This window comes from Nocardia grenadensis (assembly GCF_050942415.1).
Taxonomy (GTDB): domain Bacteria; phylum Actinomycetota; class Actinomycetes; order Mycobacteriales; family Mycobacteriaceae; genus Nocardia; species Nocardia grenadensis.
In genome coordinates, this window is the sequence record NZ_CP192054.1 from 2,633,761 (window position 1) to 2,646,293 (window position 12,533).

General features: G+C 68.9%; 9 protein-coding genes and 1 pseudogene. 3 read left to right on the plus strand and 7 right to left on the minus strand.

All coding sequences use genetic code 11. The features are described from left to right. Positions 1-9 precede the first annotated feature (9 nt). The gene (locus ACQPYS_RS11885) at positions 10-1,545 is read right to left on the minus strand and encodes an ATP-dependent DNA ligase (protein WP_433492623.1); all 1,536 of its coding nucleotides are present in this window, start codon (positions 1,543-1,545) and stop codon (positions 10-12) included. Between the two features lie 520 nt (positions 1,546-2,065). Between ACQPYS_RS11885 and ACQPYS_RS11890 the strand changes: the two genes are divergently transcribed. Continuing rightward, positions 2,066-3,418: a lipase family protein gene (locus ACQPYS_RS11890; RefSeq protein WP_433492624.1), complete on the plus strand. Its 1,353-nt coding sequence runs from the start codon at positions 2,066-2,068 to the stop codon at positions 3,416-3,418. Between the two features lie 47 nt (positions 3,419-3,465). Here the strand turns inward: ACQPYS_RS11890 and ACQPYS_RS11895 are convergent, their stop codons facing one another. The 5 genes from ACQPYS_RS11895 to ACQPYS_RS11915 all read right to left on the minus strand — a co-directional run bounded on the left by ACQPYS_RS11895 (position 3,466) and on the right by ACQPYS_RS11915 (position 8,787). Beyond that, the gene (locus tag ACQPYS_RS11895) at positions 3,466-4,884 is read right to left on the minus strand and encodes a lipase family protein (protein WP_431938933.1); all 1,419 of its coding nucleotides are present in this window, start codon (positions 4,882-4,884) and stop codon (positions 3,466-3,468) included. Between the two features lie 243 nt (positions 4,885-5,127). After that, positions 5,128-5,607, minus strand: a complete 480-nt coding sequence (locus ACQPYS_RS11900; RefSeq protein WP_431938932.1) for a hypothetical protein — start codon at positions 5,605-5,607, stop codon at positions 5,128-5,130. Beyond that, positions 5,604-8,063 carry a molybdopterin oxidoreductase family protein gene (locus tag ACQPYS_RS11905; RefSeq protein WP_433492625.1) on the minus strand — a complete coding sequence of 820 codons (2,460 nt, stop codon included), beginning with the start codon at positions 8,061-8,063 and terminating at the stop codon, positions 5,604-5,606. The genes ACQPYS_RS11900 and ACQPYS_RS11905 overlap by 4 nt, the downstream gene beginning before the upstream one ends. A gap of 100 nt (positions 8,064-8,163) precedes the next feature. Further along, on the minus strand, positions 8,164-8,532 hold the full coding sequence (locus tag ACQPYS_RS11910) for a hypothetical protein (protein WP_433492626.1): 369 nt from the start codon (positions 8,530-8,532) through the stop codon (positions 8,164-8,166). Positions 8,533-8,631: 99 nt separating this feature from the next. Further along, on the minus strand, positions 8,632-8,787 hold the full coding sequence (locus ACQPYS_RS11915; RefSeq protein ID WP_168165651.1) for a DUF6131 family protein: 156 nt from the start codon (positions 8,785-8,787) through the stop codon (positions 8,632-8,634). A 539-nt stretch (positions 8,788-9,326) separates the two neighbouring features. Between ACQPYS_RS11915 and ACQPYS_RS11920 the strand changes: the two are divergent. Further along, positions 9,327-9,704 (plus strand): annotated as a pseudogene (locus tag ACQPYS_RS11920) (cupin domain-containing protein); the annotation flags it as partial. Between the two features lie 462 nt (positions 9,705-10,166). Here ACQPYS_RS11920 and ACQPYS_RS11925 read toward each other — a convergent pair. Beyond that, on the minus strand, positions 10,167-11,372 hold the full coding sequence (locus tag ACQPYS_RS11925) for an acyl-CoA dehydrogenase family protein (protein WP_433492627.1): 1,206 nt from the start codon (positions 11,370-11,372) through the stop codon (positions 10,167-10,169). 157 nt (positions 11,373-11,529) lie between these two features. Here ACQPYS_RS11925 and ACQPYS_RS11930 point away from each other — a divergent pair, with 157 nt between their 5' ends. Further along, on the plus strand, positions 11,530-12,429 hold the full coding sequence (locus tag ACQPYS_RS11930) for a helix-turn-helix domain-containing protein (protein WP_431938930.1): 900 nt from the start codon (positions 11,530-11,532) through the stop codon (positions 12,427-12,429). Positions 12,430-12,533 lie beyond the last annotated feature (104 nt).

Genomic DNA, 12,533 nt, shown 5'->3' on the forward strand with positions numbered 1-12,533 from the left:
GTCGGGCGCTCAACCACCTCGTTCGTACAGCGCGCGAACGGTGTCGATCGTATCGGCCTCCGCCGGGGATTTGTCGTCGCGATAGCGCACGACACGGGCGAACCGGAGTGCCAGACCGCCGGGATAGCGGGTCGACCCCTGCACTCCGTCGAAGGCGATCTCGACGACCTGTTCGGGCCGCAGGCGCACGAGGTACCCCTCGGTCGGGCCGGCGGCGAGTTCGGTGAAGCGCCTGGTCTGCCATTCCAGCATGGCGTCGGTCATGCCTTTGAACGTCTTCCCCAGCATCACGAACTCGCCGGTGGCCGGATCACGAGCGCCCAGGTGAATATTGGACAGCGTGCCGGTGCGCCGGCCGGAACCCCATTCGACCGCGAGGACCACCAGGTCCACGGTGTGCACGGGTTTGACCTTGAGCCAGCCGGCACCGCGGCGCCCGGCCTCGTACGGCGCCGTCGGCGACTTCGCCATCACCCCTTCGTGTCCGGCGGCCAGTGTGCGGTCCAGGAACTGCTGTGCCGCCTCGGCCTCGGCGGTCACCAGACGATCCACCCGCTGGGCGCGGGGTACAAGTGCGTCGAGGGCGGCGAGCCGGTCCCGGGTGGGTAGGTCGAGGAGATCGCTGCCGTCGAGATGCAGCAGGTCGAAGAAGAATACCGACAGCGGTTCGAGATCGCCCGGACGTTTGCGCCCGAACCGGGCGGCAGTGACCTGGAAGCGATCCGGTCGACCGTCGGGCCGCAGGGCGATGGCCTCCGCATCGGCGATCAGATCGGTGGCGGGCAGCGCGAGGGCGGCCGCGACGACCTCGGGGAGCCGGCCGGTGACCTCGTCGAGGCTGCGGGTATAGATCGAGACCTCCGATCCGGCGCGATGGATCTGCACCCGCGCGCCGTCCAGCTTGGCCTCGAGAACTGCTGTGCCGCCGAGTCGTTGGAGTGCATCGGCGACTCCGGTCGCGGTCTGGGCGAGCATCGGCCCGACCGGCTGCCCCGCGCGCAACCGGAACTCGGCCAGCGCCGGCCGGCCTCCGGTGAGAGCCGCGGCCGCGACAGCGGGCAGCGCGCCGGCCAGCATTGCCGCGCGCCGGACCTCGGCGGCGGGCACTCCGGCGGCTCCGGCGATCGCGTCGGACATCACGCCGGCCAGCGCGCCCTGGCGCAATTCGCCGCTCAGCAGCCGGCGCAGGAAAGTCTGTTCGGTGGCGGTGGCCGTCTCGAACAGATCGCGCACCAGGTCGGCCCGCACGTTGCGGGAGCCCTTTCCGGCGACCTCACCGATCCGGGTGAACCGGGCATCGACGTCGGCGACCGTGAGCGTCGGTGTCGCGGCAGGCGGCGGCAGCGACCGCAGCGCCGCCCAGCCCACACCGATCTGGCGTTGCGGCAATTCCCCGGAAAGCCAGGACGCGGTCACCGCGACCAGGTGCCCGTCACCGTCCGCCGCGACGCGACCGAGCAGCGCGGCGAGACGGTCGGTCTTGGCCCGCCGGGCGGACGTCGACGCGATATCGGCGGATGCGGCGGCGACCTCGGCTAGCAGCACGTCGACCAGCCTGGCACGCCCACTCGCCTCGGGCAATCAGCGCCACCGGTACAGTGCCGTGCCCGCCCGGGTTCACCACCGAGGAACCCTCGATCGACAATGCGGATGCGCGCCGTCGGGGCCGGTGTGCTGTGCGGTGAGCGACAAGGCGTTGAAATGACCTTGTGGTCGACCGGCCGGCCTCGGCGCACTGGCGGCTTCGCCGGTACGTAGCTGGTAGCGACCCACCTTCCGGAGCGAAGTTCCCGCGCCGGTCCGTGGCCTCCGGCACCCGGAGTGGCGGGAACCGCCGGCTCTTCGCCCTACCGCCGGCGGTCTCGGCGAGCCGGGCTTCCGGTCGGCGAACCTGTGGGTGAAAGCCGGGGCGTGGTCGCAGAGGAGAGCGATCGCTGTCTGGATGGTGGAATTCACAGCGCGATCGGCGATCGGCTGTGAGTGGCCCCCAATCCCCTCCACCGATGGCAAATTCGGCAGCGACTGTCGATACTGATGGAAATTGTTTGATTCGAGGGTGAGGGTAGTGAAGCCGCTTCTGGCAATCCTGGGAACTGTGCTCGTCGGTTGTGCGTGGTTGGGTGTACCCCCGACCCGCGCGTACGCGGATCCACCGGCCGACCCCGCGCAGCCGGAGGTCAACGATCCGTCACCGCTGCAGCAGTGGATCGACGGCACGATCCCGGCGCCGGCACAATTCGCGGGTGACGAGCTCGGAGTGTCACTGTGGCGCGGGGTGTTGCCGTCGGCGACCGGCGATCCCATTTTCGATACCTGGCCCGCCGACCTCCCGAATTTCTCGCCCGGCCAGATCATCGAGCAACGGGACGTCACCGCGACGACCGCCGCGCGGATGGCACCGCCCATCTCGCGGGCGACGCTGCTGAAGTTCCGGTCCACCTCCGCCTCGGGCGGTCCCTCCTTCGGTACCGCGACATTGATCGTCCCGGCGGCCGCGTGGACCGGACCCGGGCCCCGGCCGGTGGAGGTGAACGCGATGCCGATCAATTCCCTCGGTTCGCACTGCACCCCCGGATTCCAGTTCTCGCACGACCTGCTGGATCGCCCGAACACCGATCTTCCGGTGTTCCTGCCGTCGGTCTGGCTGGCGCTGAGCAAGGGACACGCGGTCCTCATGCCGGACCACGAGGGCCCGCTGATGGCGTACGCCGAACCCAATACCGCCGGGCATGTGATGCTCGACGCCATCCGCGCGGTTCGTACCTATGCGCCGGACGAATTCGCCGGCAGCCGTTACGTGTCCATCGGCTATTCCGGTGGCGCGATCGCCTCCTACGCGGCGGCCATGCTGCTCGACGAGTACGCGCCGGAGCTGCGCGACGTGCTGATCGGCGCGGCGGCGGGCGGTCTGGTCACCGACAATTCGAGCGTGGCCCACCAGTTCAACGGCAATATCTCTTCGGGGATCCTGTTGACGGTCGCGCTGGCCGTCGCGCGCGAACATCCGGAGATTCTGCAGTACATGAACAATCTCGGGCAGTGGGTGGCCACCTCGCCGCTGCGTGATATCTGCGGCGACGCCTCCGGCCCCCTCGGCGTGGTCGGCATTCCGATCGACGTCGCGGCGAATACCGCGAATGCGCTGGACAGTCCGTTCGCGGCGAGGATGTTCGAGCGGTTGGATCTGACGGGACGCACCTCCGCCGTGCCGCTGTTCATCTACCACGGCCTGCACGACCCGTGGATTCCGCTCGCCGACGCCCAGAACATGTATCGGCAGCAGTGCGGCCGCGGCGTATCCGCCGTCTTCCGTGTCGTGGGCGGTGAGCACCTGCTCGGTTATGTCAGCGGCTATCCCGAACTCAGCGGCTGGATCGACGCGCGCTTGCGTGGCGAAGCCGCCCCGAGGGAATGCTGAGGTTCGCCGGCTTTCGGTCGGGTGGTTCGGGCTGTCCCGGCGCGCTGTCAGCATTCACTACGCGCCGGGATACCGCGTAGACGCTCGTCCAGCCAAATCATGGCATCGGGGTAGCCGAGGCCTGCCGCGATGATGTGTTCGCCCGGCACACTGCGGTAGACCGCGGTGACACCGAGTGAGCACTGCTCCTGGTAGAGATTTCGTGCGCCCTCGGCCGGGATCCAGAACTCCTGTTCGCCGTTGTAGATGTAGAGCGGTGTCGCCGAGGCGCGCCCGGCCATCCGCGTCACCTCGTAGATATCGCGTGCCAGCGGCGAGCGCAGGGGGTCGGCGATATTCGCGGCGATATCGATCGGCAGCAGCAGCGCCCCGGGCAGCGCGAAAACGCTGATGCACTGGTCTTTCATCGGCGAGGTCGTCACCCACTGGGCGAGGTGGTTCATCCTGGCCAGGATCTCGGGCCGCTCGCGGGCGATACCGAAGACGGCCGCCATGAACACGCCCGAGGCCAGGTTTGCGTTCATACTGCGGGACAGGATCTCGAAGTCGGCGGGCACCCCGCCGAGTGCCGCACCGGCCAGGGCCGGTGCGAGTTCGGGCGCGTAACTCGCGATGAGTTTCGCCGCCCCGTGCGTGGCGATCGCGCCACCGGAGTAGCCGGTCATCGCGAACCTGCTCGCGCCGAACTCCGCCGCCCGCCAGCCGCGTACCGCGCGTACCGCATCCAGTACCGCGTGGCCCGCGACGTAGGGCTCGGCATAGGCCATCAGTGGGCCCTCGTGATCCGGAATGAGTACGGCGTAACCACGCAGTGCGGCCAGCTGGGTGGTGGGCGGTACGAAGTCGGTGACCGCGCTCTCGAACGAGAGACCGTGCGCCAGTGTGTAGCTCGGCGTGCACCGGCGGCCGAGCGCGTCGATCGGAAGGTTGTTGACCAGCACCGGCCGCGCCCCGGGCACCGGTGAGCCGGTCGCCGGAATCACCAGCGTGGCCGTGGCGAAGGAGGGGCGACCGTGCGCGTCGGTGGTCCGGTACTTGAACAGCACCGCCTGCCGGATCGGCACGATGACCAGTGGCGCGGCCGAGGCGGTGATATCGCGGGCCTCGATCACCGCACCCGGGGGGAAGTCGGCGAGATCTGGCGGCCACAGATCGAATATCGGGTCGCCGACCGGCGCCGGCAGCACTGCCTGGCGCAGTGCTGCCAGCCCCGGCGCCAGGTCGTTCGTCTCCTCCAGGGGCGGCGCCGGTCGAGGTGCCGCCGCGATCGGCGGCGGCGGAATCACCTGGTCGATCCACTGCTGGATCCCGGGCAGGATCGCGCCGTGCACTTCCGCGGACAGTGGTGAGACGGGGAGTCCGGCGACCGGGAGAGCGGGCAGGGCGGGCGGCTGGGCGGCGGCCTGTCCGGTGAGCAACGGCGCGAGGACGAGCAACGCGAGAGTGACGGCACGCAAACGTCTCATGGCACACGCCCCTGGGTGCGATGTCGATACATCTGGCACCCGGGAGATGCGGTTTCCGTGCTCCGAAACATCCCCGGTCGTACGGGGCCAGGGACTCAGATTACGTGATCTGCTCTCGATTACTGTGATACGTCACAAAATTGAGACGACCCGCTATTGATTCGAGACAGAGGCGCCGCGCATCATCCATCGAGCCGGCGCCCCCGGGATACGGGACCGCGGGCTCGGTCGCAGCGTCCGCGGTCAAGAGGCAAGCACCTGCGGGGCAAGTACTTTCAGCATGGAGTTGGCCCAGCGCATCTGGCGCAGGGTCTCGGGATGACAGCTCTCGGCGAGTTCGAGAAGGTCGATGTCTCTGGTCGTCTGTGCGCCCTGCGCGAGCAGCTCCCAGTCGAGTGAGACACCGGCGGCGACCCGATGCAGGTGGCGCAGGTCGACGAGCAGGAGCAGCGCCGGTTCGCTGCGGCGTCCCAACAGGGTGCTGAGGCGTTCTTGGACGGGTGCGGTGCGTGGTTCGGTACGCGGATCGCTGTCGAGGTGGAGTCCGTAGTGGTGGCCGGCCCGGGCGAGTCGATGGACGTGCTCGGTGGACCAACCGGCGATATCGCGCGCCACGTAGTACACCTCGTGGTCGGCTCGGTGGCGGGCGGCCAGGGTGGTGAGGTCGAGGGCGAGTTTACGTTCGGAGCGGTGCAGCTCCCGGATCGCGAGGTCGAGTTTCACGGCTGTTCTCCCGCGGTCTCGAGGGTTTCGGTGGCGAAAGCCGTCCGGCCGCCGACGGTTTCCGCCACGGCGCCGCCGACGGGGTGTGAAGCCGTGGTGGTGGGTGCCGGCGCGGGGCCGTGGGTACCGATGGCGAGCACGGTGATCCGGGCGGCCGCGGTCTTGAAGATCGGCTGTTTGGAGGCCGGGTCCCAATCGGTGACGGTGAGTTCGTTGGCGGCGCGATCGTGTTCGGTACTCGCTCCGGTGGTGGCGTCCCAGTAGCCGTAATGGAAAGGTACGAACAGCACCCCGGGCCGGATTCCGCAGATACGGGCCTTGGCGCGCAGGGTGCCGCGCGCGGTGCCGATCTCCAGCAGGTCTCCCTCGGTGACGCCGGCGGCGTGCGCGTCCTCGGGTGAGATCTCCACCCAGACCTGCGGCGCGGCCGTCTGGAGCTGGGGTGCTCGGGCGGTTTTGGTGCGGGTGTGGAAGTGGTAGAGGGTGCGTCCGGTAGTGAGGACGAAAGGATAGTTCGAGCTCGGTGGCTCGTGTGGGGTGAGATACCCGGCCGCCTTGATGATCGCTTTGCCGGAGGGGTTCATCGCCCGGTACTCGGTGGGTTCGACGGGCGCTCCGGTGACCAGGTCTTTTCCGTAGGCTTCGCAGTAGTCCGGTGTGGCCGCGAATTCGCCGCCGGTGTAGAGGCGTTCGGTTCCGTCGGGATGATCGCTGTTGCAGGGCCATTGGATTCCGCTGCCGCCGCGGAGCTTGTCGTAGCCGATGCCGGTGTAATCGCACGGGCGTCCGGCACTGCACTTCTTCCACGCCTCGAACGCGGACTCCGGATCGTGCCACGGGGGCAGCGGTTCGCCGTCACGGTCGCGGAAATCCATGCGGCGCGCGTAATCGAGGAAGATGTCGAGATCGGCTCGCGCCTCGCCCGGGGGATCGGTCGCCTTGTCGGACAGATGCACGGTGCGGTCGGCATTGGTGAAGGTTCCGGTCTTCTCACCCCAGGTCGCCGCCGGCAGTACGACATCGGCGAGCGCGGTGGTCTCGGTATGGAAGATGTCCTGGACGACGACGAAAAGGCGCTCTTGGGCGAGGATCGAGCGAATGCGGCCGAGTTCGGGCATGGATACCGCCGGGTTGGTGGCGCTGATCCACAGCATGCGCACCGATCCCTGTTCGGCATAGCGCAGCATCTGCATGGCGTGGGTGGGCGGCGCATAGTGCGGGATCCGGTCGATATCGATATTCCACAGCTGCGCCAGCTCGGCGATATGGGCGTCGTTGTTCCAGTTCCGGAACCCGGCGAGGTCGCCGTCGGCACCGCATTCGCGGGTGTTCTGGGCGGTGGGCTGACCGTTCATCTGCAGCACGCCGCATCCGGGTTCGCCCAGCATTCCGCGGATCAGGTGCAGGTTGTTGACCTGCACGGCCGCCGCGGTGGCCTGATGTGACTGGTAGAAGCCCTGCAGTACCGTCGACAGCAGTGCTTCGGCAGTGCCCAGCACCCGGGCGGCGCGCCGAATATCGTCGGCGGGTACCCCGCACAGCTCGGCGGCTTTCTCGGGTGGGTATTCGGCGACCCGGTCACGTAGTTCGTCGAAGCCCACGGTGTGCCGGTCGATGTACTCGTGATCGATCCAGTCGTTGCCGATGATCTCGTGCAGGAGCCCGTTCATCAACGCGACATTCGTGCCCGGCAGCGGCGCCAGCCGCACGGTGGCGTATTCGGCGACCTTGGTCGAGCGGGGATCGACGCAGACGATCGCCGGTGGATCGTCGCCGGCGAGGCGATCCAGTATCCGGGCCCACAGTATGGGCTGGGTTTCGGCCATATTGTGGCCGAACAGCGCGATCACATCGGCGTGGTCGATATCGGCGTAGGAACCGGGCTGTCCGTCACAGGCGAACGATTCCTTCAACGCTTCGGCCGCTGTCGCGGTGCACAGCCTGGTGTTGCCGTCGACGTGGTTGGTGCCGATGGCACCGTGCGCGATCACCCCCAGGGTGTAGTACTCCTCGAGGAAAAGCTGACCGCTGGTGTAGAAACCGATGGCGCTCGGCCCCTGCTCGGCGAGTAGGTGGGTGCTGTGTTCGACGATGCGGTTCATCGCGGTGTCCCAATCGGTGGCGACCAGTTCACCGTTCTCCCGGATCAGCGGCCGGGTGAGCCGTTCCGGGGAGGAGTTGGCCTGCCAGCCGAACAGGTCCTTGGGGCCCAGCCGTCCCCGGTTGACCCGGTCCACGGCCCGGCCTCGCACCCCGACCATACGGCCGTCCTTGACCGCGATATCGAGGGCGTCGCCGTTGGAGTGCAGGATCGAGGCCGTCTGCACCCATTTCTCGACGTCCGCGCCGGCGAGGCCTTCGCCCAAATGCATATCCACCCGCACCGGCCACTCTTGTCCTGCCCCGTACGGCGTGCGGGTTCCCCATGGTTCGGCGATTCGATCCTTGGCCGCCATGCCCGGCGCTTACCCGCCGTCTCCGCCGGACAAACCGGCGGGCACCAGGACGGGACCGGCGACGATGTCGCGGTCACCGGCCGCCGTACCGGCCGCGTTCCTAGGTGGTTCCGCGCTGCTTCCGGTCCGGATCGATCTCGTCGGCGCGCTCGAACTGCTGATCCAGCTCTTCGCGAGAGGCGGCCGCCTCACCGCGATGTGCGGCTGCCTGTTGCTGGAGGCCGGTCGCCCGGGCTTGCTGGGCATCGGCTTCGGCCGCGGCCGCACGGGCCTTGGCGGCGGTCTCGTCGGCGAGTGCCTCGCGCTGTCCGACCCGGTGGGCGCGTTCGGCCGCCTCGCCGCGGATATGCTCCGCCTCGATCCGGCGGTGTTCTCTGCGCTTGTTGGTGGCCGCCCAGATCAGTGCGGCAACGATCAGGACTACGACAACCGCGATGACAACGATCGCGATAATTGTGCTGGTTGCCATTTCTGTTCCTCACCTCGCGTGTGACTCGTCCATGGCATAAATCGACAATGGCCGCCGGCCGACGACGGGACCGGTCGCACGGCACCGTTTCCGAGGGCGTCAGTAGTAGTGGCGTCGCCCGCCGACCGCGCGGCCCATCGACCCCAGTGCCAGGAGCACCAGCCCGATGATGAGCAGGATGATTCCGATGATCCACAGGATCTGGATATTGAACAGGAATCCGATGACCAGCAGAATGATTCCGAGAATGATCACGACAGGACCTGGATTCGGTATCGGGAGTTACAGGACCAGCGGCCACTGTGCACCCCGGTGGTCCATATCGAGTGCGCCGGTGTGCGCAGGGCCGCACCGTGGCGCGGCCCCGTGGGGCCGGGAGCCGCGGCGAGTGTTTGCCGGCGGGGCGCGTGGGCCGGGGAAACGGCCATCCGGGAGCATGCTGCCGTGGGCCGGGCCCGACGGGCTGTCGACCGGCGCGAGGCGAGCGAGAAAGGGTCGGCTTCGCGACGGATGGCGGTGTTGGTGACACACGCAAGCGCCATGACTTCGCCGGTTACGGCGTCCGCGCTGTTCATATCGCTCACCACACCCACCACCAGCTGCAACGGGCTCGATGTTCCAGATCTTCAGTACACGCCCGGCCCCCGGCAAAGTCAATGTCGTCACCGGCGGGCTCGGCCGGGACGCGGTATCGGGGTCACGGCGGCGAATCGCCGGGTGGGCGCGGCGCCGGCGTCCGGCGATCCGCCGAGGGGCATGATCGATAGGGGGCCATCGGCGCTCGAGGAGGATCCATGCGGAGTCCATCGATCCACGTCGCCTCGCTGTGGCAGGGCGAGGAAATCTATCGCAGCGAACTCGGCACCCTGACCAGGCTCACCGCCGACAATTTCCCCATCCTGTCGGGACTCTCCATCAAACGCCTCACATTGGCCCCCGGCGCCTTCCGCGAACCACACTGGCATGCCAATGCCACCGAGCTCACCTACTGCACGGCCGGCCGGGCGCTGGTCTCGGTGCTGGACGACGCCAGCCGCTTCTCCTCGTTTCTGGTCTCGGCGGGGGAGATGTTCCATATCGACTCCGGTGCCCTGCACCACGTCGAGAACATCGGCGATACCGATGCCGAGTTCGTCCTGGCGTTCCGGCACGAACGTGCCGAAGATTTCGGTGAGCGCCTATTCCCGCAAGGTCGTGGCGGCCGCTCGACCCTTAGCCGGGCTGTCACCGGACCGGCCGCACGACCTTCTCGGGGGTGCGGCCCGATGTCGCCCGCCTGCCACGCCGGCACCGGTGGGGTCGTTCCCGGGGCTGCCCGGACGGCTCTGCGTAGATCCGCCGGACAGCCGGTCGGCGCGTACGCACCGACCGTGGTACCGGTGGGCTCGCCGATGCGGACGGGTTGTTCGCCGGGTCACATCCGCCGGCCGGAATAGTCCCACCGGCCCACGGGTTGGAAACAGCTGTCGGCGTCCGGACAGCCCCGGGCCTCACCCCTTTTGTCGCTACGAGCGACCACTCGCCGAGAGGCGCTTGTGGGACGTCGGCATCCGAGTCACGGCGCCCGACGGCGTCCGGCTCGACGCCGCCAGGTGGTTCACCTGGCGGCGTTCTTCATCGATGGCCGGCCTGGGTCAGCGCGCCGCGGCGGCGCGGCGGGCGGCACCGACCGCGCGTTTCGCGATGGCCCAGCGGTGGACCTCGGACGGCCCGTCGTAGATGCGGAACGGCCGGACTTCGCGCGAGAGCCGGGCCAGCGGCATGTCCGCGGAGACGCCCAGCCCGCCGCAGAGCTGGATGCTGCGGTCCACGACCCGGAAGATGGCCTCGGCGGCGAAGGTTTTGGCGATCGAGGTCGCGTTCCCGGCCTGCTCGCCGTTGTCCAACTCCCAGCAGGCCCGGACCAGCAGTGCCCGGGTGGCCGCGATATCGATCTCGTTATCGGCCACCATCTTCTGCGCGAGACCGAGATTGCCGATGACCGAGCCGAAGCCTTCGCGTTCGGCGACGTAGGCGACGGCGACATCGTGGGCCCGGCGGCAGGCGCCGAGCCAGCGCATCACATGGGTCATCCGGGCCGGCCCCAGTCGGACCTGCGCGTATTCGAAACCGCGGTCGACGGCACCGAGGACCGCGTCGTCGGGTACGAACAGGTCCTCGAAGAAGACCTCGCAATGCCCGCCGATCATGGCCCGGTCCAGGGTGTCGATATGCCGGCCGACGCGCAGGCCGGGAGTATCGGCGGGCGCGAGGAACATGGTGGCACCGCCGCGCCGGCCCGGCTCGCCGGAGGTGCGGGCCATGATGATGAAGAAACCGGCACCGTCGGCACCGGTGATGAAGTGTTTGTGGCCGTTGATCCGCCAGCCGCCGTCCACCTTCGCCGCCCGGGTGGCCAGCGCCGAGGGATCCGACCCGGCGCCGGGTGCGGGCTCGGTCATCGCGAAGGCGGAACGCAGGTCACCGCGGGCCAGCGGTTCCAGGTAGCGGGCTTTCTGCTCGGGGTCGGCGATATGCGCGAGCATATGCACATTGCCCTCGTCGGGCGCGGCGATATTCAGCGCGGTCGGGCCGAACAGCGAATACCCGGCCTCCTCGAAAACCGGCGCGCGATCGGACATGGACAGCCCGTGCCCGCCGTATTCCACCGGGGCGTGCGGAGCGAACACACCGGCCGCCCGCGCCCGCTCCTGCAGGGTCACCCGGATCTCGTCGCCGCCGGCCGCGGTGATATCGCCGCCGTGGGCGTCTTCGACCGGCAGGACCGACTCGCGGACGAAATCGCGGGTGCGTTCCACCAAGGCTGCTACGTCGGCGGAATAAGTGAGATCGATCGGCACAGCGGTCCTCCTGGCGTTCCGGCGGATCGCTGAGACAACCGAGCGATCGCTCCGAGTGAACACTCTCATCGGCGCGGGCGGATGTCAAAATGATGCGCTCAACTGCACATAACAGTGCACAGCAATGTTCGGGTGGTGTTCGGTTATCCTGAACACTATGCCCGACCCGATCACCGACGACCCGGTACCGCCGCATAAGGCGATCCGGGCGGCGCGCCGCCGGGGCGGGTTGTCGCTCCGCGAGGTCGCGCGGCGCATCGGGGTGAGCCCCGCGACAATGAGCGCGCTGGAGAACGGGCACACCGGCCTCTCGGTGGACCGCCTCACCGATCTGGCCGCCGCCCTCGGCGTTCCCGCGCGGGATCTTCTCGGCGGCTCCGGTGCGGCGCGCCCGGCGGTGCCGGTTGCGCGCGAGACGGCCGCACCGGGGGAGTGGCGGGAGTTCGGTCCGCCCGGCTTCGATCCGGTACTCACCGCCGCGATCGCTCTGTTCGTGGAGATCGGCTATCACGGCACCACGGTGCGGGCGCTGGCGCGGCGCGCGGGGACCAGCGTGCCCGGCCTCTACCACCACTACCGCGACAAACAGGAAGTGCTGGTGCGCATCCTCGACCTCACCATGGACGATCTGCACCGGCGGGTCCGCGGGGCGCGCGCCGAGGGCCGCGACGGCGTGGAGCGGGTGCGGCTGATCGTGGAGGCGCTCGCGCTGTTCCACACCAATCGTCGGGAACTGGGTTTCATCGGCGCCAGCGAGATGCGCAGCCTGCTGCCCGCCGACCGTGCCCGGATCGCCGGCTCGCGCCGCGAACTCCAGCGGATCCTCGACGACGAGATCGCCGCGGCCGCCGCCGCGGGTGGTCTCACCACCCCGCACCCGCGGGCGGCGGGGCGGGCGATCGCCACCATGTGCACCGGGATCGCCCAGTGGTATCAGGAGGGCGGCGGCGCCACCGCGGAGCAGATCGCGGCCGAGTACGGGGAATTGGTCCTCGATATGCTCGGCGCCGCGGCGCGGCCCGGCGGATCCGCCGCGCCCCGCCCGCCGATACCGTGACCGCGCGCTGCGCTTCGCCTCCGACCGCGTGGTACGCCACCGTCGTGCACGCCGGATCCGGCGGACGGGTGACCGGCCGGATCGCCTCGCGCCCGGCCGAAGCG